Source organism: Bradymonas sediminis (assembly GCF_003258315.1).
In the GTDB taxonomy this organism is placed as follows: Bacteria; Myxococcota_A; Bradymonadia; order Bradymonadales; family Bradymonadaceae; genus Bradymonas; species Bradymonas sediminis.
Window position 1 is genome coordinate 172459 of the sequence record NZ_CP030032.1, and the last position, 25022, is coordinate 197480.

The 25022-nt window shown below is 62.4% G+C and carries 17 protein-coding genes; 8 read left to right on the forward strand and 9 right to left on the reverse strand.

Annotated features, from left to right (window positions below):
• Positions 1 to 117 precede the first annotated feature (117 nt).
• Positions 118 to 1110: an alpha/beta hydrolase gene (locus DN745_RS00590; RefSeq protein ID WP_162687366.1), complete on the forward strand. Its 993-nt coding sequence runs from the start codon at positions 118 to 120 to the stop codon at positions 1108 to 1110.
• On the forward strand, positions 1107 to 2726 hold the full coding sequence (locus DN745_RS00595) for a HEAT repeat domain-containing protein (protein WP_133622131.1): 1620 nt from the start codon (positions 1107 to 1109) through the stop codon (positions 2724 to 2726). Before DN745_RS00590 ends, DN745_RS00595 begins: the two co-directional genes overlap by 4 nt.
• A 109-nt stretch (positions 2727 to 2835) precedes the next feature.
• On the opposite strand, the gene DN745_RS00600 is transcribed toward DN745_RS00595, so the two are convergent.
• Positions 2836 to 3465, reverse strand: a complete 630-nt coding sequence (locus tag DN745_RS00600) for a superoxide dismutase (RefSeq protein WP_111331175.1) — start codon at positions 3463 to 3465, stop codon at positions 2836 to 2838.
• Between the two features lie 236 nt (positions 3466 to 3701).
• Here DN745_RS00600 and DN745_RS00605 point away from each other — a divergent pair, with 236 nt between their 5' ends.
• From DN745_RS00605 to DN745_RS00615, 3 genes are all read left to right on the forward strand, one after another.
• Positions 3702 to 5225 carry an aldehyde dehydrogenase family protein gene (locus DN745_RS00605; protein WP_111331177.1) on the forward strand — a complete coding sequence of 508 codons (1524 nt, stop codon included), beginning with the start codon at positions 3702 to 3704 and terminating at the stop codon, positions 5223 to 5225.
• Positions 5226 to 5449: 224 nt separating this feature from the next.
• A complete protein-coding gene (locus DN745_RS00610; RefSeq protein WP_111331179.1) occupies positions 5450 to 6088 on the forward strand; it encodes a TetR/AcrR family transcriptional regulator in 639 nt (212 codons plus the stop codon).
• Positions 6089 to 6131: 43 nt separating this feature from the next.
• A complete protein-coding gene (locus DN745_RS00615; RefSeq protein ID WP_162687367.1) occupies positions 6132 to 8834 on the forward strand; it encodes a PEP/pyruvate-binding domain-containing protein in 2703 nt (900 codons plus the stop codon).
• Here DN745_RS00615 and DN745_RS00620 read toward each other — a convergent pair whose 3' ends face one another.
• Complete coding sequence (locus DN745_RS00620) at positions 8835 to 11195, reverse strand: hypothetical protein (RefSeq protein WP_111331183.1); 2361 nt, start codon at positions 11193 to 11195, stop codon at positions 8835 to 8837.
• 704 nt (positions 11196 to 11899) lie between these two features.
• Here DN745_RS00620 and DN745_RS00625 point away from each other — a divergent pair.
• Both DN745_RS00625 and DN745_RS00630 read left to right on the forward strand, forming a co-directional pair.
• Positions 11900 to 14125, forward strand: a complete 2226-nt coding sequence (locus DN745_RS00625) for a sulfatase-like hydrolase/transferase (RefSeq protein WP_111331185.1) — start codon at positions 11900 to 11902, stop codon at positions 14123 to 14125.
• A 22-nt stretch (positions 14126 to 14147) separates the two neighbouring features.
• On the forward strand, positions 14148 to 14507 hold the full coding sequence (locus DN745_RS00630; protein WP_111331187.1) for a SpoIIAA family protein: 360 nt from the start codon (positions 14148 to 14150) through the stop codon (positions 14505 to 14507).
• A gap of 37 nt (positions 14508 to 14544) precedes the next feature.
• Here the strand turns inward: DN745_RS00630 and DN745_RS00635 are convergent, their stop codons facing one another.
• From DN745_RS00635 to plbH, 6 genes are all read right to left on the reverse strand, one after another.
• The gene (locus tag DN745_RS00635; RefSeq protein WP_111331189.1) at positions 14545 to 15015 is read right to left on the reverse strand and encodes an anti-sigma factor family protein; all 471 of its coding nucleotides are present in this window, start codon (positions 15013 to 15015) and stop codon (positions 14545 to 14547) included.
• Positions 15012 to 15650 (reverse strand): RNA polymerase sigma factor, encoded by a 639-nt coding sequence (locus DN745_RS00640; RefSeq protein WP_111331191.1) that lies wholly within the window; start codon positions 15648 to 15650, stop codon positions 15012 to 15014. The genes DN745_RS00635 and DN745_RS00640 overlap by 4 nt, the downstream gene beginning before the upstream one ends.
• Before the next feature lie 89 nt (positions 15651 to 15739).
• A complete protein-coding gene (locus tag DN745_RS19105) occupies positions 15740 to 15886 on the reverse strand; it encodes a hypothetical protein (protein WP_162687368.1) in 147 nt (48 codons plus the stop codon).
• Positions 15887 to 15925: 39 nt separating this feature from the next.
• On the reverse strand, positions 15926 to 17197 hold the full coding sequence (gene mrtP / locus DN745_RS00645; protein WP_111331193.1) for a myxosortase MrtP: 1272 nt from the start codon (positions 17195 to 17197) through the stop codon (positions 15926 to 15928).
• Positions 17194 to 18525 (reverse strand): PLuB system PQQ-binding repeat protein, encoded by a 1332-nt coding sequence (plbQ, locus tag DN745_RS00650; protein WP_111331195.1) that lies wholly within the window; start codon positions 18523 to 18525, stop codon positions 17194 to 17196. Before plbQ ends, mrtP begins: the two co-directional genes overlap by 4 nt.
• Position 18526: 1 nt before the next feature.
• Positions 18527 to 22471, reverse strand: coding sequence for a PLuB system helicase-like protein (gene plbH, locus DN745_RS00655; protein ID WP_162687369.1), 3945 nt, complete (start codon positions 22469 to 22471; stop codon positions 18527 to 18529).
• A 212-nt stretch (positions 22472 to 22683) separates the two neighbouring features.
• Here plbH and DN745_RS00660 point away from each other — a divergent pair, with 212 nt between their 5' ends.
• Positions 22684 to 23604: an NAD(P)H-binding protein gene (locus tag DN745_RS00660; protein ID WP_111331199.1), complete on the forward strand. Its 921-nt coding sequence runs from the start codon at positions 22684 to 22686 to the stop codon at positions 23602 to 23604.
• Here DN745_RS00660 and DN745_RS00665 read toward each other — a convergent pair whose 3' ends face one another.
• Positions 23605 to 24960 carry a diguanylate cyclase gene (locus DN745_RS00665; protein WP_111331201.1) on the reverse strand — a complete coding sequence of 452 codons (1356 nt, stop codon included), beginning with the start codon at positions 24958 to 24960 and terminating at the stop codon, positions 23605 to 23607.
• Positions 24961 to 25022 lie beyond the last annotated feature (62 nt).

Below are 25022 nucleotides of genomic sequence, written 5' to 3' on the forward strand. Positions count from 1 at the left end.
CTGGGCTAAACTCCGGGCGAGCTACGATTCTTTCAAAAATATCCGATGCGTGGCGCGCGTTGATTGGGTAGACTATGCGCGCCCCTGAGATAACCAACTAAGCGATGAGGAATGCTCTTGAGTGCTGACAAGGTGAGCGGTGAGGCGAGTTTTTTGTCCGATGCGCAGATTGATGCGCTCGATTTTTCGGGGCTCGCGCCGGCGCACGCGCTCGAGGAAGACGAGCCTATCACGCGCGCCGAGGGCTTCTGGAATAGCTTCGATGATGTGCATCTTTTCTGGCAATCCTGGGCGCCCGAGGGCGGGCCGACGCGCGGGGTCATCGCGCTGATGCATGGGTTTGGGGAGCACTCGGCGCGCTATGAGCACGTGGCCGGGGCGTTGTGTCGGGCGGGCTATGCGGTGATGGCGATCGACGCGCGCGGGCATGGACGAAGCGGCGGAAAGCGCGCGCACGTGAAGTCATTCTCCGACTATGTGCGCGACTATGAGCTGCTTATTATGCATGCCCGGGCGCAGTGGCCGGCGCAGAAGCTCTTTAGCTTTGGGCATTCCAACGGCGGGTTGATCGTGTTGAGCTATGCGCTCACGCAGCCCAAGGATGTCAGCGGGTTTGTGGTCAGCAGCCCGGCCTGCAAATTGGCGGTCAAGGTCAACCCGATCAAGGCGGCGGCCGGACGATTGATGAGCGATATCTGGCCGTCGCTCACGCTGCCCAACGGCATTGACGCGGAGTGGGTCAGCCACCTCAAGGAAGTTACGGACGGCTATAAGGCCGATCCGCTGGGGCTGTCGGTCGTGTCGGCGCGCTGGTTTACCGAGGTGTTAAGCGCCCAGGAAGAGCTGATGAAGCGCGCGAATACGCTGACCCAACCGTTCCTCTTCTTGCTGGCCGGCACCGACCGCCTGGTCGACGTGAAGGCGGCCGAGGAGGTCTTTCATAAGATGGGCAGCGACGAGCGCGAGCTGGAGATCTACCCGAAGCTCTATCACGAGATTTTGAACGAAGAGCCGTGGGCGGACATCTTGCGCCGGATGATTCGTTGGACGGAGAAATACCGTGAGAAGGCAGCCGACGCGCCGGGCGACGCCGCTGGGGAGAAAGGATGACTCAATTGGCGCCCAATATACGAATGAAGGCACGGCTGTGGGCGGGGGGCGCGCGGCGCTGTCTGGTGGTGTGTTGTCTGCTCATCCTGTGCATCGGCGCCTTGAGTTGCGACCCGAAGACGTTCGGTGAAGCCGAGCGGCGCGAGGTCGACACCGTGTTGAGCACGGGCATTGGTTTCTCCTCCGACCCCTACGTGCAGGCGGAGACGCTGCGGGTGCTCGAGATCATCGGGAACCCGGCGCTCAATCATCACGCCGAGGCGTTGGTGGAGAGCAGCCCGTCGCCGATGGTGCGGGTCGCCGCGCTGCGTGTTTTATTGGCCAATGATTATAAAGATATTCGGCGCGTGGCGGTGCGCAGTTTTAATGAGGCCAAGTCGCCCGAGAAGATGGCGATCCTGGAGGCGGTCTCGGAGTACGGCTCCGCCCAACTTCGGCGGGTGCTGACCGGGCGCGCTCTTAATAGCAGCGACCCGAAGCTGCGCCGGGTGGCGTTTGAGCAGGGGCCGCTGAGCCGGCTGCGCCAGGCTCAGGCGCAGAAAAAAACGACCTACCTGCAGAACACGCTGTTCCCCGAGATCGGTCAATTTATCGATGACTCGGACCCGGTGCTCGGGGCGATGGCGCTGCGTGCGTTGGTGGAGGCGGGCGAGGAGGAGCGGGCGCAGCCGATGTTGGCGGCGCTGAGCGATCCGAAGGCGCCGCGGGCCAAACGCCTGGCGGCGGCCGAGATCCTGGGGCGCGCGCGGGTGGCCGCGGCGAGCGATAGTTTTCAGGCGATCGTCGACTCGACTCAGATAGGCTCGACCGGCCTTCTGGTCGTGCCCGAGCGCATCGATAAGGCGTTGGTCCGCGCGGCAACGCTGGGGCTGGTGGCAAATGGCAATACCGACTTGCTGGTCCAGGCGCAGTCCTATCTGGAGAACGCCAGCGTCGCCGAAGCCATCGAGGTGCTCGAAGCGCTGAGCGCGAATCCGTCCGAAGACGCGGCCATTACGCTCAAGATTGCGATGCAGGATGCGCGCCCCGAAGTGCGCGACGTGGCGGTTGATTTCTACGCGGGCCATAAATTCGCCGAGGCGTCGGCGTTTATGGAGATTATGGCGCAGAGCGATTTCGCGACGCGCCGGCTTTTGGCCGAGGAGTTGGCGACCCACTATCCGAAGCAATGGGCCAAAGACCTGGCGGCGAAGCTCGGCGAGAAGGAAGGGCGCCTGGAGACGTTGGCGCTGCTGAGGGATGTGGTCGACAACGACGCTCAAAATAAGGTCCTGGAGCATCTTCTTGAGCCACTCAGCGCCCTCGCCGGGGCCGGCGAGGAAAAGGAGAACGCGTTGGCTGCGCTGCTGCTGCTGCGGGTTAAGGACGACGCCCAGACCCGGGCGTTGGTCGCGGCGGTCGAGGAGCCGGCGACGCATTACGCCTATCTTGAGCACCTTGTGCGCAGCGCGCCGCGCGAGAATGTGGAGTATTTCCGCGAGAACCTGCACTACGGCGACCTGTACGTGGTGCGCCTGATGAGCGCGGCGGGGATGCTGTTGGCTTTTGAGGCGGGGGCAGCGCAGAAGGACGAGCCGGCCGAGGGGGCGCCGGGGTTGCCAGTGGCGGCCGAATAGACGCCAGAGCAAATAGGGGCCGCTGAGCGTCCCAAGATAAAAAGCCCCGCCACGTGTGCGAACGTGGCGGGGCTTTTTATTGAGCGCAAATGCTCGCTAGGAGGGCCTATTATTTCTTGGGAAAGTTATAGGCTTTTGCGTTCGCGAAGTTCTGCGCGACGTTCTCCCAGTTCACGATTTTGAAGAAGTTCTCAACATAATCGCCGCGCTTATTCTGGTATTTCAGGTAATAAGCATGCTCCCACACGTCGAGGACGAGCAGGGGGATCTGGTTGTTAACGAAGTTCTTCTGGTGGTTCTCAGCCGCCACGGTCGTGAGGTAGCCGCCTTCGGGGCTCCAGACCAGGAATCCCCACCCGTTGCCTTCGACCGTTTTAGCGGCGGCGGCGAATTGGGCTTTGAGGTTCTCAAGGCTGCCGAAGTCTTTTTCGATCTGCTTGGCGAGGTCGCCGGAGGGATCTTTATAGTCTCCCGGGGGGCACATATTGCGCCAGAAGAGCGTGTGATTGACGTGGCCCGAGCCGTGGAACGCCAGGCGGCGCTGGATATCGGCAATCTTCGAGAAATCGCCGGATTCACGCGCCGCAGCCAGGTCGGCCTCGGCCTTATTCAACCCATTCACGTAGCCGTTATGATGGATATCGTGGTGCAAACGCATCGTTTGCTCGTCGATAAAGGGCTCAAGTGCGTCGTATGCGTAGGGAAGCTCAGGAAGTTTGTGTTCGCCGTAATGACCCATTCATTTTCTCCATTCAGTGTGGGTAAATTGTTAGTTCCAGGTGCGACGTGCAGGGAACATAAGCCGCGAAGCCTCGGAGTCAAGCGATGAGTGCAAAAAACTCGGTTCGCCCCGAAATCTCGGGACTTCCGGGCGCTTGTGACTAGCTTTGGCGTAACATTTTTTGCCACCCCGACTTATGCTATTGATAGGCCAATAATTTCGCAGTGGCGGCGCATCAATCGAATGGAGATAAGATGAGTGTAATTAGGAAGACCAGTCCCGTCACCGGGGAGGTGTTGGGGGAGTTCGAGATCAGCACCCCCGAGCAGGTCAATGAGGCGGTGGCGCGGGCGCGCGAGGCGTCGGTGGCCTGGCGAAACCGCACGATGGACGAGCGCTTCGAGGTGCTCGAGCGGATGCGCGCGATTATTGACCGGCGCGGCGAGGAGTTCGCGCGTCGGATCAGCGAGGATACGGGCAAGGCGCTGCTGGACGCGCTGATGACCGAGATGCTGGTGGTGCCGCTATTTATCGACCATTATCGGCGCAACGCCGAGAAGATTCTCAAGACTGAGAAGGTCTGGCCGGGGATGCTCTTTCCGGGCAAAAAGGCGCATATCGAGTATTTTCCGATGGGCGTCATCGGCGTGATCGCGCCGTGGAACTTCCCATTTCAGTTGTCGATGGTGCCGGTGATTTCGGCGATTATCGGCGGCAATACGGTTGTGCTTAAACCCTCGGAGGTCACGCCGCTGACCGGTGAGCTGATCCGCGAACTCTGCGAGGAAGCGAAGGTTCCCCGGGGCGTCATTGAAGTGGTGCAGGGCGATGGCAGCACCGGCGCGGCGCTGGTCGAGGCCGATATCGACATGGTCTTCTTCACCGGGTCGGTCAACACGGGCCGAAAGGTAATGGCCGCGGCGTCGAAGAAGCCGATCCCGGTGGAGCTGGAGTTGGGCGGCAAGGACGCGATGATCGTGTGCGCCGACGCGAACCTCAAACGCGCCGCCAAGGGCGCGATGTGGGGCGCGCTGGTCAACGGCGGGCAGATGTGCACCTCGGTGGAGCGCCTCTTTGTGGTCGAGTCGGTGCACGACGAATTCGTCGAATTATTGCGCGCCGAAATGGAGGCGATCGTGGTCGGCGATACCCAGGACGTCGACATGGGCGCGATCACCTTCGCCCCGCAGCTCAAGACGATCGAGGAGCACCTGGCCGAGGCCAAGAAGGCCGGCGCCAATATCGTGTGCGGCGGCGAGCGCATCGACCGCCCAGGCATGTTCTTTTCGCCGACGCTGGTCACCGGCGTGGACCCCGAGATGTTGATCTACCGCGAAGAGACCTTCGGCCCGGTGCTGCCGGTCATCAAGGTGGCCAGCGAAGAGGAGGCGGTTCGCCTGGCCAATGACCACCAATACGGGCTGACCGGGTCGGTGTGGACCTCGGATATCGACAAGGGGCGGCGCATCGCGTCGCAGATGGAGTGCGGGCAGGTCGGCATCAACGACCTGGTGCAGTCGGTGGGCAATCCGAAGTTGCCCTTTGGCGGCGTGAAGTCTAGCGGCTTCGGGCGCTACCACGGCGACGAGGGTCTGCTGACCTTTATGCACGCCAAGGCGGTGATGATCTCGAGCGGGCGCTTCGATAGCGAGGCGGTCTGGTTCCCCTATCACGGAAAATATGGGGCGATGACGCGTCTCTTTCACTCGGTGCTTGGCGGGCAGCTATTGGGGATGGGGAAGGCTTTTGTCGACTTGCTGCGCACGCCCAAAGACTGACCCCTTCGTGAATCGCTTGCCCCTGAAGTCTGGCCTGCTGAGGCCGCGCTCGCCCCTGAAAGTATGGGGAAAGACCCACGAGTGCCTAGCTTTGAGGGGCGAGCGATTTATTTGCGTTCTGCAGGGAAAGCGGCATACTTCCGCGGTGTATTTGCCCCGAGAAATGGGCGCAATATTGTCCATATTTGCTTGAAATTTAAGATAATTCGGCATCCAGAATACGTATGACTGCAAATGACGAAAAACTCAGCCGGCGCGAGCAACGACGCGAAGACCGGCGCGACGAGATCAAGGCGGCGGGTGTACATATCTTTGCCAAGCATGGGTATCATGCGGCTAAGGTCTCCCAGATCGTCAAGGAAGTCGGCGTCGCTCAGGGCACTTTCTACCTGTATTTCGAGGGGAAAGAGCCGCTGTTCGGCGAGATTTTAAACGACTTCTTGGCGATGGTGGTGGGGACGATCGCGGATTGGGAGCCGTCTGATCTCGACACCCGTGAGGCATTGCGCGGCGACCTGACTCGCGTCGGGTTGATGCTGACCGACGTGCTCACGGAGAACCCCGAGCACACTCAGATCTTCTTTCGCGAAGCCCTCACCGTGTCCAAAGAATTTAAGGAGATGATCCGCGAGTTCTACGAGACCCTGGGCGCGATGCTCAGCAGCTTCAACGCGATCCTCTTCGATCGTGGGCTTATCGCTCGGCGAAATAACCGCGTCCTGGCCTATATGACCATCGGCATGGTGGAGCGGGTGATTCAGGAATATGTGGTGCACGGCGTGCTGGATGATATTCCGGCGCGCGAGGTCGTGGAGAATCTGGTGCTTCTGTATCTTGAAGGGACGGCACCTCCGGCTGAATAATCTTGGCTAAAAATTAGGAAGCCCCATGCGAGGCCCGGCGCGAATGAATCCGAAGGAACACGACGAAATCATGCCGCCCGGTGCGCAGGATTTTCGCTATAGCGCGCGCGTGGGCGGGGCGATCTGGCCGGCAGCGCGTGCCGGTGGCAAGGCGAACGGTCTGCACCTGCTGGTGCGCCAGGGGTTCGATGTGCCGCCGGCGTTTTGCATTTTAAGCGACGCCTTCGAGCAGGCGCTGGCGTGCTGTGTCCATCGGGTCGAGTCCCTCGACGAATTGCGCGAGAAGTTATTGGGATTCGAGCTGAGCGAGGAGCTTGTGGCCGAGGTCGACGCGCAGATGCGCGCCATTGAGCCCGGGTGGCCGGCGTCGGCGGATTCGCTCGGCTGGGCGGTGCGCTCCTCGGCGCTCGACGAAGACGCTGCCGGCCATAGTTTCGCCGGGCAGCAGAAGACCGTCCTGGGGGTTCAGACGCGCGACGAGATCTTCGGGGCGCTGCGCGAGGTATGGGCGAGCCTCTATGAGACGGGGGCGATGCTCTACAGTGACGGGCTCACCCTGGGGGGCAAGCCGCGCTCGATGGCCGTGGTGATTCAGCGCATGATCGCGCCGGGCTGTGCCGGGGTGATGTTTAGCCAGAACCCGCTGTCGGCCGAGGCTGAGCAGATCGTGGTGAACGCCGCCAAAGGCATGGGCTTGCAGGTGGTGGAAGGGGGTTCGGCGCAGACCTATTACCTGGAAAAGTCCAGTGGTTATGTCGAGGGCTATGAGTCCGGAGACGGGGCGGGTGATGAGGCCACGGCGAAGCCGCTGCTCGATGAGGGGCAGCTTAAGGAGCTGGCGGCCTGCGCGCGCCAGCTCGAATATACCTTCGCGGAGCCCATGGATATCGAGTGGGCGTATGCGCCGCGGGCGGTCTCGGCGTCGTCGGCGCGGGCCGAGAGTGCGCACGGAATCCGGCCAACCCTATATCTATTGCAGGCGCGCCCGATTACGACTTCGGCCAAGCCGGCCGGGGCGGCGCCGGCGCCGGTCGCGGCGGTGTGGACCAATGTCAATGTCGGCGAGGCGCTGCCCGGGGTGGCGACGCCGCTGACCTGGAGCATTATTCGGGGCTTTAGTCGTCTGGGGTTTGAGCGCGCCTTTGGCTCCCTGGGGCTCGAGGTGCCCGAGGACTACGAGCTCGTCGGCGCTTTTCGGGGTCGCATTTACCTGAACCTATCCCAATTTATGAGCATCGCCAGCGCGATCCCGCTGCTGAAACCGCAGACCCTCTTCGAGATGGCGGGCGGGGGAGATATCGCGGCGCTCGACGGAAATTATGAGCAACGCGACTCGCGCGAGTTTCTCTTCCGGCTGCCCAGGACCGCGCTAAAGATCGCGGCCTCCCAGCTTACTACGCCGCTGGTCGCGCCGTTTTGGAGTCGGCATTTTAAGGATTGGCGAGACCAGTATTTTGAGCAGGATTTAAGCCAATTAAGTCACCTTGAGTTTCGCGACAAGCTCGATGAGATTGACCGGGTATTTGCGCGCACCGGGTTGGTGATGCTGGCGTGCAGTTCGAATTTCCTGATGAGCTATGTCTTGATGCGCGAGGCGATGCGCCTGTGGGCCGGGGAGGAGAGCGCGGGGCAGGAGCAAACCCTATTGGGGGCGCTCGACGTTGAGAGCGCTCAGGCGGGGTATGACCTGATGGAGTTGGGGCGGCTGGCGCGGCGTTCGCACCGGCTGCGCAATGCCATCACCGACCACGCGCCCGGTGAGGTCTTGGGGGTTCTCCGGGGGTTGAAGGGCCACGACGATGTCGATGGTTTTTTGGCTGCGTTCGCCAGGTTTCGCCAGCTGCATGGCCACCGCGCCCCCCGCGAGGCGGAGCTCGCCACGCCCCGCTGGCGCGAGGACGCCGGGTTCCTATTCGAGGTCATCGCCGGCTATATTCGCGCGCCGCGCCTGCCCAGCGCGCGCGAGTTAGAGCGGGTCAGAGCGCAGGCGCGCGCGCAAGTGCGCGCTGAGGTTGAGCGGTTTTTCCCGGCCGGGATCTCGGGCGTATTCCGCGGGCTGTTGCGCCTGACGCGCGCCCAGGCTCGCCAGCGCGAGGTGATGCGCGCGCGGGTGGTCGACTCGTTGGATATCTATCGGCGCTATTTTCTGGAGTGCGGGCGGCGCCTGGTGCTTCAGGAGGCGATCCGACAGCCCGAAGACGTCTTCTATCTGCGCGTCGAGGACCTGCAGAATTGGCTATACAATATGAGCAGCGCGACCGATCTCGCGATTCGCGTTTTGGTCGCGCGTGCGATGCACGAGGCGAACGCCGCGCTTCCCGACCCGCCGGATACCTTTGTCGCGACGGGGCAGCGCATCCAAGACGCGCACAAGTTCGAGGCTTCGGACCCTCGAGCGCCTGTCCACGCCCAGAGCCTCGACGAAATCCGCGGGCTCCCCGGAAGCGCTGGGCGCGTGACGGGGCGCGCGCGGATTATTCGAGACCCCAATAAAGACGCGTATCTTGAGCCGGGTGAGATTCTCGTGGCGCCCTACGCCGACATTGGCTGGACGCCGTTATTTCTGATCGCCGCGGGCATCGTGACGAGCCTGGGCGGGCCGCTGAGCCACGCGTGTATCGTGGCGCGCGAATACCAAATCCCCACGGTGGTCAATGCCCAGGGGGCGACCGAGCGGATTAACACCGGTGATTTGATCACCTTGGATGCCGACCGTGGGATTATCTATATTCGGGAGCGAGCCTGATCATTCGGGCGGGTAGAGCGTCAGCCAATGCTGCATATCTTCTTGAGCGCGGATGCGCAGCTTCTCGGGCTGCTCCGGGTGGTAATTTAGGTCGAGGCGCTGGAAGCGCGAAATCTCTTCATACACCATCTCACGAATCTCGAGCGATGGGGCGTTTAGCGCGTCGACGATCCACTCGCCGCGCTCCTGAGCGTTGGTCTTGAGGCCGCGGGGGTTACTCCCACGCCAGCTATTCCACTCGATCGCGTAGGGTCCCAGGTCCAGGTAGGTGATGGTCTGCAATGCGCGCTGAATGCTTTCCTGGGTGCGCCCCTGAAAGCGGTCGAGGCTCTCGATTAAGATGTCGACCGATTGAGCGTCGCGTACCGCGCCGAGCAGGCCAGCGGCGACCTCGGTGCGCAACTCCTCGCCTTCGCTCGCCAGGGTGGCGTGCAGGAAGGGGCGAAGTTGGGTGTCGAGCCAGTTTTCCCCGCGCCGACGGGTGTGGTGATAATGGGCGAGGATGATATTCCTCGCGCATTCTCGGGTCTGTTGGTCTCGGTCGAAGAGGCGCTCGAGCAAGGGCTCAACGGCCTGCTCCGCCGGGAGTTTGCTGAAGAGATAGGTCGCGTAAAAGCGCACTTCAATGCTGGTGTTTGTCAGGAATTTGCGCGCGATTTCAGCGCCTTGCGCTCCCATTGACGCGAGCTCGGCGAGCATCGGGCCGTGCGCTTCGACCGGCGGCAGGGTCGGCACCGTATATTGATAGCGATCGACCTTTACCGCGCCCGGGAAGTCCGCGAAGGCATCTTCGGAAGGCGCGAGTTCGGACGACGCGAGCGATGGCTCAGGCGCAAATGAGGGCTCGTCAGCGAGCGATGGTTCGGGCGCAAAAGACGGCTCTTGAGCGAGCGAAGGTTCAGAAGAAACCGACCGCTCAAGCCCAAATGACGACTCCTCAGCGAATAACGGCTGCGACGACGAGGCGGCACCGAGTGACGCACGCTGCGCGCCGGTTTTACGTCCGTGCTTGAGGGAAATATGCCGCAGGATCTGGGCCTTCGGCGCGCCAGAGCCGCGCGTCGGCTTCGCGTCTTTTGCCGGGGCGACCTCGGGCTCCGCCGGGGTTTCGACCGCCTCCGCCGGGGTGTCCTGGTCGTCGGCATCATCGGCGGGTGGCGCGAAGTGATCGACGGTGAACCCACCTTCCATGGTGCTTGATTTTGGCGGGCTCAAGAGGGCGCTGGGGGGGCGCTCCGCGAAGGGATTCGCCTCGCGTGAGATATCGTCTTGCGGCTCGAAGATCGAATCGCTGAGTTCGCTAACTTCGCTAACCTCACTGGCTTCGCTAAGCTCGCTAATTTCGCTGACACTACTGGCTTCGCTAAGCTCGCTAACTTCGCTAACCTCGCGCCCGACCACGGGCGATGCGTCCGCGCCTGGCTCACTCGTCTCTTCGACGACACTCTCGGGAGCTGAGAAGCGCGGAGGGTCGAGTTCATCTGGAATCTTTGCGTCGATAAACGGAAGGCCAAACGAGGTTGCCGCCGCCGCCGATTTCGGTTGCCCTGGCTTGTCCGCAAAAGGGAGGCCGTAGGCGGTGGCGCCGGGGTTCGGTGGGGCCTTGAAGACTTCTTCGGAGACCGAAGACTCCACGGCGAGGCCGGGGATGATCAGGTCGTCCTCCTCGAAGATATCTGGGGCCTCTTCTTGAGCTTCAAGCGCGGGCTGCGCAGCTTGCTCAGCCGGGGGCGCGGGGTCGACGAGCGGCGCCGCCGGGATGCGCTGTTCCGCGGGGGGGAGCGCGTCCGAGCGGGTCAGCCGTAGGATCTCGGTGAGCTGCGCGCCGACAGCCTGGGCGCAGGTCTGAAGCTGTTCTCTTTTGTCGGCCGAGGCATCCTTGAGGGGCTCGCCAAAGAGGGCGATGGCCGGGAAGGCGCCAATGCGTACGGTTTGAAAGACGACACGTTCGGGCGGGAAGAGGGTCAGCTCGACAAAAAGTTGGCCAATGCCGATATCTTCGGGGCGCTTGGCCTCGGCGTAGCTCAATTGTTCTTCGGAGGCCGGCGTGTCTTCAAAAAACGGGGCGTCTTCGGCCAGGTCAATCTTTACGCCCACCAGGGTTTGGCGATCTCTAAATCGAGGGTCCAGCTCCGGCCAGCCCTGCAGGCGATAGGGTTTGGCCTGGTTTTTGCCCAATAATAGCACCATCCGGTTGCTCAGGCAGCGCTGGGAAAATCCGAGAAGCGTGTCGAGCAAGGCATCGCGATCGTAACAATTTTTGATAAACGTGAGCGTCTGCTCAACAGACCAATGCACGCCGAATCGCTCGCCATCTGCGGCCGAGCTGGGTGCGTCGGGTGCGGTGTTCGCCAAAGTCATGATGCTACTCAAGGTGGGAATGTTTACAGCAATGCTACCGGGGATCGGTCGCGTTATCGACCGGCCAAGCTCAGGGCCTGGTGATGAAATCTACACGCCCGCGTTCGGGTCGTTTCGCAAAATAACTTGAATAGCCCCAGCATTCGAGCCGATGCCGTGTGGCATCTTCGCAAAATAGGCGATCGTAGAATTATTGTGAAGTGATCGAGGCATGATTGCAACCTTTATTATGATTCTAATCTGGGCCAGAATCGTTTCTTTTTGATACGATACACGCAGAATTTGGTTTTTTGGGGGTGAATTACAAATTTATTGGAAAATGCCGGTTAAATTGTAAAATACTTGTTGACATACGCCCACGCTTCCATATGATGGCCACGTAGCGTTCGGAGGACGGTCGACATGCAATCCCCCCAGGCCGTTAGTCAAGTTCATGTCCTATGACTACGTCAACGTCCTCTGAGCGCTACTCTTTTTGTTTCGCCTCTTATTTCTAAGAGGCGTTTTTTGTTTCTTGGTCGAATTTTTCCACGACATTCTGGGGCATGATGGCGGGCGGCTGCTGCGGGGCTTTCTGTTGGGAGTTTCGGGACTTCGGGCAGATCAGCGGGTCGCTGGCGTAGAATTTTTAGGGGAGCTCTGATATTGGCAATAGCGGATATAATCGCGGCATTATCAGTAGCCTTCTCTTGTGACCGACTACCATGAATTACCTGCTTCGCGGCCTTCGCGCCGGCATGTTCGCTGGACTTCTTTTGAGCATTTGGAGCTTCATCGCCACGCGTTCGGCGATGGGCGATGCGATGAGTGGAATCGGCCTCACCTACGCCGTGAGCGCCTATGGCCTGCTGGGCGCGCCGCAGATTATCTTCGGCGCGCTATTGGGTGGGTTCATCGGTGCGTGGGGCGGGGTGCTTGGCGAAGATTTTCGGGAGCGCCTGCGCCGCCCGAAGGTGGACCTGCGAAGCGCCGCGATCCTGCTGAGCGCGCCGGTGATGGCGGGCGTGTTGGGCGCGGGCGTGGGGCTTTTGCATCTGGCCGTGACCTCGAAATTTGTGCAGCCAACCTTTCAGGCGCTGGGCCTGGTCCTGGGGACGGTGTTGTTGTCGGTGGGTGTGATGGCGGCGTCTGCGCCGGTTTATCGAATCTTCTATGCGATATTCTCGCGGCTCTTTCCGGTGCGCGACGCCGAGGCGTCGACCCCGCGGGCGACCTCGTTGGTCCTGGGCGTCTATGCCATTGGCCTGCTGGTGGCGGCGATCGTTGGGTACCAATACGCGATGGGGCTCAAGGTGTGGAGCGCGACGCTGGTGCGCATGGCGCTGGCGGCGATGTTGCTGACGCCGCTAGTTTTCGGGCTGATGCAGCGCGTCAAGATCGAGCATAAGGCGTGGCGGTTCAGCGGGCTGATCGGCGCGCTCGTCGCCTTTATTTGCCTGGGCGCGGCCTATGACGCGACGAGCTCCTCGGCCGCGATGCGCCGGGCGACCACGCGGGATTCGGCGCTCTTCTCCAAGACCGCGATGCTGCTGCAGCCGCTGGCGGACCGAGACGGCGACGGCTTCGCCGGCGGCTTTGGCGGCAACGATTGCGACGACAGCAACCCCGATATCTACCCGGGCGCCCACGACATCCCAAACAACGGCATCGATGAGAGCTGCTCGGGGGCCGACGCCGCGCCCCCCAAACTAAAGGATTCTCAGGGCTATAAGACGGTGCACCGCGCCATCAACACCGCGCACACCAACGCGGCCAACGTCGCGGCGAATATCCCCGACCCGCCGCCGAACCTGGTGATGATCCTGGTCGACACGCTTCGCGTCGACCACCTGGGGTTCGCAGGCTATGAGCGCGACACCAGCCCGAATATCGACGCGCTGGCCAGGGAATCGGTCTTCTTTGAGGACGCTTACGCCCCGGCGCCGCATACCCCGCGCAGCATCCCGATGCTCTTCTTTAGCCGCTATCCGAACCGGCTGAAATGGTATCGGCATAATTGGAATTACCCGATTATTTTGCCCGAAAACCTCGGCTTTTTTGAGGTGCTCCAGGAGGCCGGGTATAAGAACGTGGGCATGAGCAGCCACTTCTATTTTAAGGAAGAGCAGGGCATTCGTCAGGGGTTCACCGAGTGGGATAACGAGGGCGCCGGCAGCATCTCGGAGTCCAACGACGCCATCGCCTCGCCGGCGATCTGGAAGAAGGTCGAGCCGAAGATCGAGGAGTTGGCCAAGGCCTGGCACGACGATAAGGAGCAATTCTCGCTCTTCGTGCACCTCTTCGACCCGCACGCGCGCTGGATTCCGCACGCCGATTTTGATTTCGGCAAGGGGAGCAATACCTACGAGCGCCACGTCAACGCCTATGACTCCGAGATCGCCTTCTCCGACTCCTATGTGGGCGGGATTATCGAGAAGTTAAAATCCGAGAATCTCTACGAAGACACCATCGTGGTGATCACCTCGGATCACGGCGAGGGCTTTAATGAGCATGGGTATTATTTCCACGGACAGACCCTTTATAATGAGATCTTAAAGGTGCCGCTGATTATCCGCGTGCCGGGCTGGCATTCGCGTCGGGTCAAAGGCCCCGTGAGTCTGGTCGACGTCGCGCCGACCCTGCTTGAGCTCTTCAAGGTCTCGGTCCCCTCGGTCTTTGAGGGCCAGAGCCTGGTCGAGGCGATGCTCGGCCGAAGCGGCGCGCCCAAGCGCCCGGTCTTCGCCCAATTGCTCCCCTATACCAATTGGAAGGAGCATCACGAGGCGATCATTTTGGGCGACGAGAAGTTCATCATGGACCTGACCAACGGCGTCGAGGAGTATTATGACCTGGCCAATGACCCGGGTGAGCAGGAGAATTTGCGCACCAAGAAGAAGGAGCGCGCCGATGAGCTAAAGCAGATGCTCAACGATTTTATGCAGGCGAAATAATCACGAACCGACAGGAGGCTTTATGCTCACGATTCTGAAGATGGACGCTGAAAATACGGTGGGGATGCGCGTCGACGGCAAGATCGAGACGCCCGAATTCGAGGCGCTGATCGAGGTCCTGGAAGCCAAGATGAAGTCGCAGTCCGACCTGCGACTCTACGTTGAGCTGGTGTCGTTTAAGGGTTTTTCGCTCGACGCGTTTTTCAAAGATCTTAAATTCGCGTTGAGCAATTTTAATCGCTTTAAGAAAAAGGCCTTGGTTACCGACGCCCGCTGGATGCAGAGAGTCTCGGGGGTGGGGGATAAGCTGACGCCGAATATCGAGGTGAAGGCGTTTTCTTTTGAGGAGAAGGCGGCCGCCATAGAGTGGGCGCAGACCTGAGTGGCTGCGTCCTACCGGCCGAAATGTGGCGAGCCGCTTAGTTGCGGTGGGTGGCGGGGCTGGTGTGCAACTGCGGCGGCGTGGTGACGTCGACGTGTTTGATATGGTGGTCGCGCGGGGTTCCCAGGGCGATCCAGGCCGCGGCCATCAGCAAGATCATCGCCGCGGACACGGCCTCGTACGGGATAAACGAGCGGCGCGGCGCCTGTGGGTTGAAGAAGCGTCCGCCCGACTCGGCGCGGATGCGCGCCTGTACCTTGGTGAGAAAATCCGCGGGGAGCGGCTCGGCCGGCAGCGACTGCGTGGCGCCCATGATCTCACTGAAGGCGTCGAATTCGCGGCGAAGTTCGGGGTCGCGCAGCAGTTCGGCGCGAAATTCATTTCGCTCCTGTGGGGTCATATCGTCTTCAAGATACGCGATAAATTGCATATCTTGGCGGGCGATATCCTCCAGGGAATCGAAGTCTTCGGGGAGTTCGGAGAGGTTGGATTTGGGTGATATGCTCATGATTTACTCGCAGTATCAGTGAGTCCAGCGTTCTTCTTTTTAGCGCTCGCCGCGCCCGGGGCGTAGCGCGTGGCGACATAGTCTTTGAGCGCCGCGCGTGCCCGGTAGAGTCGGCTCTTTACGGTGCCCTCCGCGACCTCCAATGCCTCGGCGATCTCGGTGTAGCTCATATCCTCGACATCGCGCAGCACGACGACCGTGCGATGCTCTTCGGATAGGGTAGCCAGCCCGGCGTTGATGATGGTGTGCAGCTCGTTTCCCAGCGCGTGTTCATCGGGCTGGGCCATCGTATTCTGCGTGCCACTGGCCTGCAGGGTGGCGTCCGGGGTGTCTTCGAAATCCTGGTGCTTCTTATAGGAGCGCCGCTTTAGATATTTGACTCGATTGAGCGCTCGATTGCTCGCGATCCGGTAAATCCAGGTCGAGAACTTCGACTCGCCGCGAAAAGAGTCAATATATTTAAAGACCGCTACGAAGACCTCCTGGGCCACATCCTCGGATTCCTCGCGGTCGCCCACGATGCGGTAGACGACGTTGAAGACCCGCTGCTGATACGCGGTCACCAGCTCGGTAAATGCGTCTTCGTCACGCTTTTTGAGCGCCGCAATTAATTGTCGCTCAGGTCGTGATATCATTTAGCGAGCCATCATCCATTCATCAGAGGCAATCGGTGACCACCACATGAAGGTAGACAGCGGTGGGGCGTCTGAGTTCCCAGGGGAGGTTATGTTTTTTTGCGAGATTTCAGATATTCGAGCAGCAGGCGCAGCATAATATAGATGAAGATAAGCGCGCCCAGCCCGAGGGTGAACAGCGCCCACCGGGCGCTGATCTCCGATTTGGCGAGGATGGGGATGAGGTTTGGGAGCATGGGGGCGTCCGGGGGCGAGGGGCTGTCGTCGATGAGACTTTAGAAAAAATGCGGCGCGGCGAGAAGGACCATCATATTGGCGGCGGCGTGGTAGACCACCGGCGCGACGATGGAGTCGGTACGCTCGCGCAGCCAACCAAAGGCGAGCGAGGGGAAGAAGACCGACGCCCGGCTGATGAGCAGCACCCCGCCGATGGGGATGAGCACGTGTCCCACCGCGAAGAGCAGGCTCACGGTGAGGTTCTCGGCCGAGATGCCCAGGATGCGCCGGCGCGGTTTGGGCGAGGGTTTATCGTCGCCCGCGGCGCTCTTTGCGCGCCTTAATACGCGCATATCAAAGAAATGTTTAAGCCGCGTCAGCAGGTAGCCGCGATAGAAGAACTCCTCGGGCAGGGCGATGAACATGATCTCGGTGAGCAGCCATAAGAGGACCCAGCCCAGGCCGCGTTTGACCGTGAGGATGCCGCTGCCGCGCGCCTCTTTGGGGCCCTGGAAGACCGCGATCGAGTCGCCGGTGTCGAGGTTTTTGGCGTGCACCTTGAGCATCTTCGGCACGGGCTCGCCCTTGCGGTGCTTGAAGATGATCTCGCTGTGCGCGTTCGCCTGGTCGAGGCGAATCGTCGCGCGGTTAGCGTCGGCGCTGTGCTCGCGCATGAGCTTTGCTGGGCCGCGGATATCGGGGGCGAGCGTCCGGTTTGCCTGCAAATACAGGTCGACCGGGCCGCTGCCGGAGGCCACGCCGATGCGCAGCGTCGAGCCCTGTGTCCACAGCCAGACCCGACCATTGCCGATCGCCGTGGTGGGGGTTTGGGCGCTCGTGTTGGCGGGGTTTGTGAGCGCGTCCCAACCCGCCGGGCGGCCCTTTATTTCGAGGGGCCATTGGTAAAAATTATCGCTCGAAAAATCGAGCTCATTGCCCAGGATCTGCTGCTGCCAGACGGCGTAGCCGATGGCGAACGGGCCCAGGGTGAGCGCCGTGAAGAGTAGCCCCCAGAGGATGCCGCGCCCGGCGCGGGCGTAGGTCAGGCCGAAGTGGTCGAAGTCGGCGCGCAGGTGGCGCAGCCAAAAATACGGCACGCCCACGAAGATGCTGGCGACGAGCACGTAGAGGTTCTGCTGCACCAGCGGCACGACATTGCCCAGCAGCACGACGCCCAACACGAGCAGCAGGCTGAGCACGAAGATCAGGCTGACCTCGCGCGCGATGGTCTTGGGCTCCATCAGCTTCGACGGCGCGCCGGGGGCGCTCTCGTCGCTCGACGCGCTGAGGTCGGCTTCTTCGGCGGGGCTTAATTTATCGAAATCACTCACGGCGTGGCCTCTTGAGAATCATCGTCCGAAAGGATGACTTGTTGCACCGCGCGCACGCTGCGCAAGATGAGCGTATCTTCGATCTGTACCAGTGCCAGGGACCCGTACGAAACCGGTGAAAACCCTTTGATTTCGCCGGTTTCTGGGTCGAGCGCGAAGAGGCGATTGGGGCCCGACTCGCGGCGATGCAAGAGATATAGAGTGCCGTCGAGGGCCACCACCGGCGCCTGGTCCGGGCCGATCTTGGCCGCCCACAGGCGCTCGCCGGTTGTGGCGCGCAGGGCGTGAATGGTGTCGTCGATCTTTAGGAGTAAGAGGTCGAGAGCGGCCGAGACATAGCGCCAATTTGGGTCGGGCGGGCCGGGCAATTCAAGCGTCCAGGCTTCGGAAAAATCGTCGAGATTATAGGCGCTCAGGTGCGGCGTCTCGGCGTGGGCGGAGGCGAAGAATAATTGCCCCGGGTGGGCGGCATAGAAGCTGGAGCGTCCGCCGACGTTGTCGAATTTGACCGCGCGCATTTCGACCCCGTTATAGGGATAGCGGCGCGTCAGGCGCTTGAGGGTCGCGCCGACGAGGCTGGTTGCGTTGGGCTGCGGCGTGATGCCCGACCAGAAGGGCATGATGCCGCTCCAGGTCACGCTGCCGGCCTCGGCGTCCACGCAGCTTGCCTGGGTGCCGCCCTGCCACAGGGTGCCGAAGCAGACCAGGCGCGGCAGCAGCGGCGCGATATAGGAGCTTCGGAAATTCGCGCGGAAGTTCATCGCGTTGGCCGAGCGGTCCATCTGCGCGTGCCAGGCGAGTTGGCCGTCGGGGCCGTAGGCGAGCAGGCGCAGGTCCGAGGCCTCTTCGGGGTAGGCTTTTGTGGGGGAGTCGAGCTCGTCGTTCAACTTCGCCAGCGGCGTCGGGTAGGCGATATAGCGCGTGCCATCTTCGAGGCGCTCATAGGCCTCGGGGGCGCAGCCGGCGATGTGCAGCGCCCGGCGCGGACCATCTTTAAGCGGGAATTCTTGTTTAAGATGCCCGTCTTCTTCAAAAAGTTCGGCGCAGCCGGGGAATTTCTGGCTGGGCGTAAGCTTCAGCTGGGTGCGCAGCAACGGGTCGGGCGCGCGCAGATCGCGGGCCTCAAGGGGCGCGTCGGCCTGGGACCATTTGAGCATCTTAAGCTTGGTTGAGCCCTCGGCGCTCGACTCGGCGTCCGCTGCGCGTGCGCTCTTTTGGGCGTCTTTTTTGCAGGCTGTCAGCGAAAACGCCGTCGCGAGCAAGGCGAGGCCGACGACGGCGCGAAGGCGGTGGGCGCGGGGCAACTTTGGGGGACTGAGCGCTTTCAAATCAACGACTCCAATTTACGAAATAAGTCTCGGGCTGTTCGATCAGCGAGCGGTACATCGGGTTGAGCGCCAGGCAGGCGTGACTGCCGAAGACCACGAGTTTTTGGCGCGCCCGGGTGAGGGTGACGTTGAGGCGGCGCTCGTCGGCCAAAAAATCACCCGCGCGCCCGGTTTTGACAAGGCTCACCAGGATGATATCGCGCTCACTGCCCTGAAAACGCTCGACGGTGTCGACGTCGATGCGCCCGGCGTCGTCGGGGATGCGCTCGGTGAGCAGGTTTCGGAGCAGCTGCACCTGCGCGCGGAAGGGGCTGACGATGCCGATCGAGAGCGGGTTGGCAGTGTCTTCGCCGGCCGCCGGCATTGCTTTGAGCATCGCCTCAACGGTCTCGATGATGGCCTCGGCCTCGCTCTCGTTATGCCGCGAGTTGTGGCGTTTGGTGAGCAGGGGGATGTCGCGATTGCCCGTGTCCGAAAGTTGGTCGGCCACGGGGTCGACGTTGACAAAGAGCAGGGCGTAGTCGGGTTGGAGCAGCTGTTGGGTGGCGTCGCGATCGGGCGTGGCGGCCAGGGTGTCGAAGGCGATTTGGCGAGCGCTGACCGAGGTGTGGGCGCGAAGGTTGCCGCCGTAAAAGGCGGCGTTGGAGAACGCCATGATCTGGGCGTGCATGCGGTATTGCTCGTCGAGCATGACGTAGGGAAGCCGGGTGATAAGGCGCTCAAAGAGGCTCTGGTTGAGCCCGGCGCACCCCAGCGTTTCGAGGTCGCGCGCGTCGGCCGCGGGCAGATCTTTGGGGCGCATCTCGGCCACAAAATTCGAGTGCGCCTGCTCGTTCTCGACGATCGGGGGAAGTTGGCGGTGGTCGCCGACCAGCACAAATCGCGCGCCCAGGTTAATCGCGGCGAGGGTCATGGGCTCGGTGATCTGGCCGGCCTCGTCGACGATGGCGACGTCGAAGGGGAGGTCGCCGCGCTGCTCGCGCAAGAAGCTCATCATCGGCGAGTTGGCGCAGCGATGCGCGGTGCTCGCGATGACGTTGGCGTTGAGAAGATCGTCGGCGAGCAGGTCGAGTGAGACGATCTCTTCGGCCATCTCGGTGGTGAAAAATCGGCTCGGCGTGCGCCCGGAGTCGCGCAGTTTTCGCGCCAGATCGGGGCTCTTTTCAATGCCGCCGACGCGCACAAAATCATCGAAACCGATCTCGAGCAATTTTAGCAAGATCGTGTCGACGGCGGTGTTTGTGAACGCGGAGAGCAGCACCTTTTTGCCGCGCGCGACGAGCTCGCGCACCGCGTGGGCGATAACGGTGGTTTTGCCGGTGCCGGGCGGGCCCTGGATCAGCGCGCCGCCGGCGGTGCTCACCGCGCGCGCGACCGCCTGCTGCTGGCTGGGGTTGAGCTGGGCGGTCTTGGCGTCGGGGCGAAAGCGCGGGTCGGTCTCGGACAGGAGTTTCTGGGCCTGCGCGGACTCCGGTTTGAAGAGGATCGTGCGCCGCTCGGCGCTGCTTCGCTCCAGCGCGGCGTAGAGCGCGTGGTGGGCCTGACTAAAGCCGATGCGCGCCGGCAATTTATCGAGGATCCAGCCGTCGCCCAGCAGTTCGGAGGCGATGGGGGCGCCGCGCGTGGACATCGTGATCTGGGTGTCGGTGTGCGAGGCGTCGCGCTCGACCGAGACGACGCGGCCGCGCAGAATATGCGAGGTGTTAAAGTCGCCGCGGTGGGCCAGCACATAGTCGCCGGGGCGAAAGATGCGCGGGTCGTCTTCGCCGTTGGGTTTGTGGCGAAACGCGATGGAGCCGAATTCGGGGTAGGCCGCGACCAATTCAAGGTTGTCGATCGCGTCGTAATTTTTCTTTCGCTCCTCAAGCCTGGCCGGGTGCAGCACCGCGCCGAGTTTGACGGTCGCCGCCCAGCGCTCCATCTCGATGAGGCGCACAAAATGGCGGTGCCAGGCCCAGGCGCGGGTCTCCAGGGTGTCGACCGCGTATTGGGCGTCGCCTTGGGTCGAGTAGGCTTGCTGGCGGTGGGCCAGGCCCAGGACCGAGGTTTGTTGCTCGCAGCGGTCGCGGCGGAATTTGCAGCCCGCGGAGTTACAGGCGCGCGGGTTCTGCATAAAATACGGGACGTCGTAGCTATAATTCGGGTCAACGAAGCTGCGCAGGCAGGCGATGAGTTCGTTGCGCGCGCGCAGGATGCGCCGCTCGCGCGCGGTGTCCTGCATGGGCGCGGCTTTGAGGTTGCTAAAGCGCGAGTAGAGAAGATGGCCGGTGATCTCGAGGTCGCGCTCTTCGGCCAGGCCCTCCCACAAGAAACGGTAGAATTGGAGCTGGCTAAAATGGCCGTCCCAGGCGCGCCCGGTCTTGAGCTCGATGATCTGCAGCCCGTCGCGCGGGTCCTGTGAGACCAGGTCGACGCGGCCCTCGATGCCGTAGCGGGTCGAGTAGCGCGTGACCTCGACGTTGCGCCCGCTCCAGCCGACGCGATCTTCGTCGCTGGAGTTGGCGGTGCGCTTGGAGGTGAAGCGCTCGATATTGGCGAAATGCTGGCGCGCATCTTCGTAGAGCTCTTTTAGGTCGGAGTCCTGCAGGCCCGCGGCGAGCATATCGAGGCGAAGCTCGGCGACGCGCGTCTGGTAGGCGGTGTCGAAGTCGGGCGGGTTGGGCTCGACCAGATCGTCGAGCAATCCGTGGACGAGGTTACCGAAGACGAGCGGGCGACTCGACGGTCCGCGGCTTCGCTGGTCGACCAGGAATCGGCTCGTGCAACCCTCGGCCTTGAGCACATCGCTGACGCTCATCGGCATATGTGGCTCGAGCACCGGCAGCGTATTCTCCTGGCCGGTCAAAAACGGTTCGCCGGCCGAGTTGGTGATGACGCGGGCGTCCAGGAGGTTGAGCTCGCAGCCCTCCCACACCCATTTGACGCTCTCAAAGACCTCGGGGGTCTGTTTTTGGTAGAAGAACGCCCCGATGCGACCCTCGTCGCGGGTCATATAAAATTTGATGCCCGCGCCAAGTTTGGGGTGCTCGAGCAGCTCGATCTCGGAGACGCGCGCGTGGAGCAATGAGATGGTCGTCGCGCCGCGTTCTAACTCGGCTTCGACCGAGTTGACCGGGGCGGCGGGCTCGGCCTCGGCGTCGGCTGGCTCGGCGGGGGCGCCGGTATAAAAAGGTTGGGGGACCGTGGCCGTGATGAGATCGGCGACGCGCCCGGGGCGGCGGGTCGGATCTTCGTGGAGGGCGTTATTGAGGGCCGGGATGGCGAAGGCGGGGAGGCCGGTGAAGCTCGGTCGCATCGCGCGCGCCTGGTCGGGCGTGAGCAGCAAACGCAGCAGCAGCCGTGCCAATCCGTAGATATCGCTGGCGGGCGTGGCGTGGCGCATCGCGACCTCGCAGCGCAGCTCCGGGGCGATCCATTCGGCGTGCGGGCCGCCGGTGAGCGCGGCGAAGTCGTCGCCAATCCAGCAGCCGGCGTCGAGGGTGCTCAACTCGGCGTTCGAGGCGTCGAGCCAGGTATTCCACGGGGCGATTGACCCGTGGACCAGGCCGCGGCGGTGCAGCCGCGCGGTGCTCTCGGCGATCGGGCGCCATAATTCGAGGGCCTGCGCCCAGCTCAATCGCCAGGCGTCGGGGTGCTCGACGTGGTCGCAGCCCAGGAGTTTTCCCGGCGGCATTTGCGAGGCGATCCAGACCATATCGCCGTCTTTTTTCCAATAACTCGGGCCCCACATATTCGGGTGATCGACCCGCGAGATCTCGGCCAATAGCGGCGAGATGCGCAGCATCGACTTGCCCAGGGGCAGGCGTCGCAAGAGGAAGTCGTGCCCATGGCGCTCCGAATCGCCCCGGATCGCGGCGCCCCTCACTCGCCAGACCGGACCGGTCGGGGCGATATAGAAGGGGGCGGTTTCGGCGAGGTTTTCTGGAATTGAAAAGGTGGAGAGCATCGGGCCACGAGGTGCAAAAGTGGTGATTAACATCGCAGTTTGAATCGCGTATTCATCGCAAACCATGCGGTTCGCCCCTCCTTGTATGATACCGGAGGCGCGATGCAAAGTGCGGCGGCCGGGATTTCGCGGGATGACGCGGGTGGATGGCACATTCCGCCGGGCTATGGCATGAAAAGCCTGCTGATAATCTGAAGATTTAGGACCGAATTATGATTAGGCGCGCGTTGGTAGTCGGGGCGACCGGGTTTGTGGGTCGACATATCGTGAAGGCTCTTCGGGAAAGTGAGTTTGAGGTCGACGCGCTGCGCCGGTGGGATAGCGACCCGGCGGCGGTGGCGAATCTGCAGGTGAATACGGTCGTGGGGGACCTGGTCGATCGGGAGCGGCTCGTTGAGATTCTTCCGGGCTATAATTGCGTCTTTATGGCGGCCGCGCCGCGTCTTGATCGCCCCGGGCCGGAATATCTGCGCGACAGTGTGCAGGGCATCCGTAATTTGTTGGCGGTGAGTCGGGCGGTGGATGTTGAGCGTGTGGTGGTGACGAGTTGTGCGACGACGGTCGCGCGCTCGTCGGTCGAGGCGATGTCGAGCGCCGAAGAGGTCTATTTGCCCGGCAGTGGCATCGGCGCGGAGCTCGCGGAGTCGCCGTTTCGTCCTGCGTTGCTAGCCTCGCTTGAGAACCAGGTCGAGGCGCAATATGCGGTCGAGTTGGAGTGTTTTCGCCAGGCCGCCGATGGCATGGATTTGATCCTGTTATGCCCGGGGATTTGTGTCGGTGAAGGGGCGGTGTTGCCCACCCGGGAGCTCCTCGCCGGGTTGCCTGACGAGGCGCGTATTAACGTCGTGGATGTCGACGCGGTGGCGCAGGCGCACCTGGCGGCCGCGACCGAGCCGACGCGCCAGCCCTTTGGCGGCGATCGGCGCTGTCTCGGCGGCGAGAATACGACGGTGGGTGAGCTTTATAAGCGGCTGAAGCCGAAGGGGGAGGGCGAGCGCACGCTGGGGCGCTACCAGGTGCGGCTGAGCGATGACGTGCACCGTCTTCGCGCGCTTGCGCTCTTCGGCGCGAATACCTGGCTCGACTCGACGCGGGCTCAGCAGGAGTTCGGATTCCGGCCGCGCCCGCTTTGATCAGTTGATCTGCGGGGTTCGAATGATGCGATTTCGCCCCGCGGCTTTGGCGGCGTAGAGGTGGCGATCGGCGGTGCTAAAGATCGCCTCGACGTCGCGGCCATGGGTCGGAAACTCCGCGATACCGGCGCTAAACGATACCCGAAAGTTCTCGCCGTTGACGGCCTGGAAGTCGAGCTCCGCGAATTCCCTGCGGATGCGCTCCAGGATAGTCCGCGCGTTATGCATCCCCTCATTGGCCATCACCACGACAAATTCCTCGCCGCCCCAGCGCCCGCGCAGGTCCTCGACGCGAAATCGATTTTGTAGGAGCCGGCCGAGCCCGGCGAGCACCCGGTCGCCGGCGAGGTGGCCGTGGGTGTCGTTGATGCGCTTAAAGTGGTCGAGGTCGAGCAGGCAGAAGGCGAGATTTTGCTTCTTTCGGCTCACCTCAGAGAGACGCGCGGCCAGGGATTCGAGCAGGGCGCGGCGGGTGAGCAGGCCGGTGAGCGGGTCGCGGTCGGCGCGCTCGCGCATCATGCGGGAGCGCTCAATATGGGTCTGAATGCGGACCAAAAATTCTGCGGGCGCGCTGTGACGCGGCAGGAAGTCGTCGCTGCCGGCCTCAAAGGCGGCCAGACGAGCGCCGAGTCGGTTGTCGCGCCCCATGATGAGCACGGGGAGGTCCTGCCAGCGCGAGTGGGTGCGCAGGACACGACACAGGTCGAAGCCATTGATGTCGGGGGTTTGGGCGTCGACGATCACGGCGTCGGGATCGCTGCATTGAAGTTGGGTGAGCAGTTGGCTTGCGTCATCGAGCGCGACGCTCTGCATCCCGTAGGCGTTGAGTTGGTCGCTCAGGGCGCCGGCGAAGTCGCGGTCTTCGTCGACGATCAGAATGGAGGGGCGCGCGGCGCGGCGAAGCGCGACGAGTTGGTTGATGGCCTGGCTAAGCTCGGTGGGGTCGACCGGGGTGTTGAGGAAGAGTCGCGCGCCCTCGTGGGCGGCCCAGACGCGGGTGCGCAGGTCGTCGCGCGCCGACAGAAAGGCCAGCGGAATGCGGCGGGCCTTGGGGTGGGCGCGGGTTTCGGTCAGCCACGCTTCGGTCGAGGGCTCCCCGAGCAGGTCGATATTCAGGAATCCCGCCACGATTTCACTGCCATAGATGGCGACAATCTCTGAGGCTTCGTCTGGTGTTCGGGCGACGTGAAGGTGGAGCAGTGATTGTTCGGCGAGGGTGCGCGCACGCGCGGTGAATTGCGGATCATCGTCGACCCAGAGCACCCCGGCGGGGCGGTCGAGTATGGGCAGAGAGGGCTCGGCGTCGAGTCCCGTATGGCTTCGGGAGCGCGTGGCATCGCGCGGCAAGATCCTCATATTCCCTCCCAGTCGATTGCGTGCGTATCAACAAATACACGAGCTTGAGCGATAGCGATGAG

What these genes read in the sequence shown, in the direction of transcription:
- DN745_RS00595 (WP_133622131.1), top strand. Translation starts at nt 1,107, where the DNA reads ATGACTCAATTGGCGCCCAATATACGAATGAAGGCACGGCTGTGGGCG.
- DN745_RS00600 (WP_111331175.1), bottom strand. Translation starts at nt 3,465, where the DNA reads ATGGGTCATTACGGCGAACACAAACTTCCTGAGCTTCCCTACGCATAC.
- DN745_RS00605 (WP_111331177.1), top strand. Translation starts at nt 3,702, where the DNA reads ATGAGTGTAATTAGGAAGACCAGTCCCGTCACCGGGGAGGTGTTGGGG.
- DN745_RS00610 (WP_111331179.1), top strand. Translation starts at nt 5,450, where the DNA reads ATGACTGCAAATGACGAAAAACTCAGCCGGCGCGAGCAACGACGCGAA.
- DN745_RS00615 (WP_162687367.1), top strand. Translation starts at nt 6,132, where the DNA reads ATGAATCCGAAGGAACACGACGAAATCATGCCGCCCGGTGCGCAGGAT.
- DN745_RS00620 (WP_111331183.1), bottom strand. Translation starts at nt 11,195, where the DNA reads ATGACTTTGGCGAACACCGCACCCGACGCACCCAGCTCGGCCGCAGAT.
- DN745_RS00625 (WP_111331185.1), top strand. Translation starts at nt 11,900, where the DNA reads ATGAATTACCTGCTTCGCGGCCTTCGCGCCGGCATGTTCGCTGGACTT.
- DN745_RS00630 (WP_111331187.1), top strand. Translation starts at nt 14,148, where the DNA reads ATGCTCACGATTCTGAAGATGGACGCTGAAAATACGGTGGGGATGCGC.
- DN745_RS00635 (WP_111331189.1), bottom strand. Translation starts at nt 15,015, where the DNA reads ATGAGCATATCACCCAAATCCAACCTCTCCGAACTCCCCGAAGACTTC.
- DN745_RS00640 (WP_111331191.1), bottom strand. Translation starts at nt 15,650, where the DNA reads ATGATATCACGACCTGAGCGACAATTAATTGCGGCGCTCAAAAAGCGT.
- DN745_RS19105 (WP_162687368.1), bottom strand. Translation starts at nt 15,886, where the DNA reads ATGCTCCCAAACCTCATCCCCATCCTCGCCAAATCGGAGATCAGCGCC.
- plbH (WP_162687369.1), bottom strand. Translation starts at nt 22,471, where the DNA reads ATGCTCTCCACCTTTTCAATTCCAGAAAACCTCGCCGAAACCGCCCCC.
- DN745_RS00660 (WP_111331199.1), top strand. Translation starts at nt 22,684, where the DNA reads ATGATTAGGCGCGCGTTGGTAGTCGGGGCGACCGGGTTTGTGGGTCGA.
- DN745_RS00665 (WP_111331201.1), bottom strand. Translation starts at nt 24,960, where the DNA reads ATGAGGATCTTGCCGCGCGATGCCACGCGCTCCCGAAGCCATACGGGA.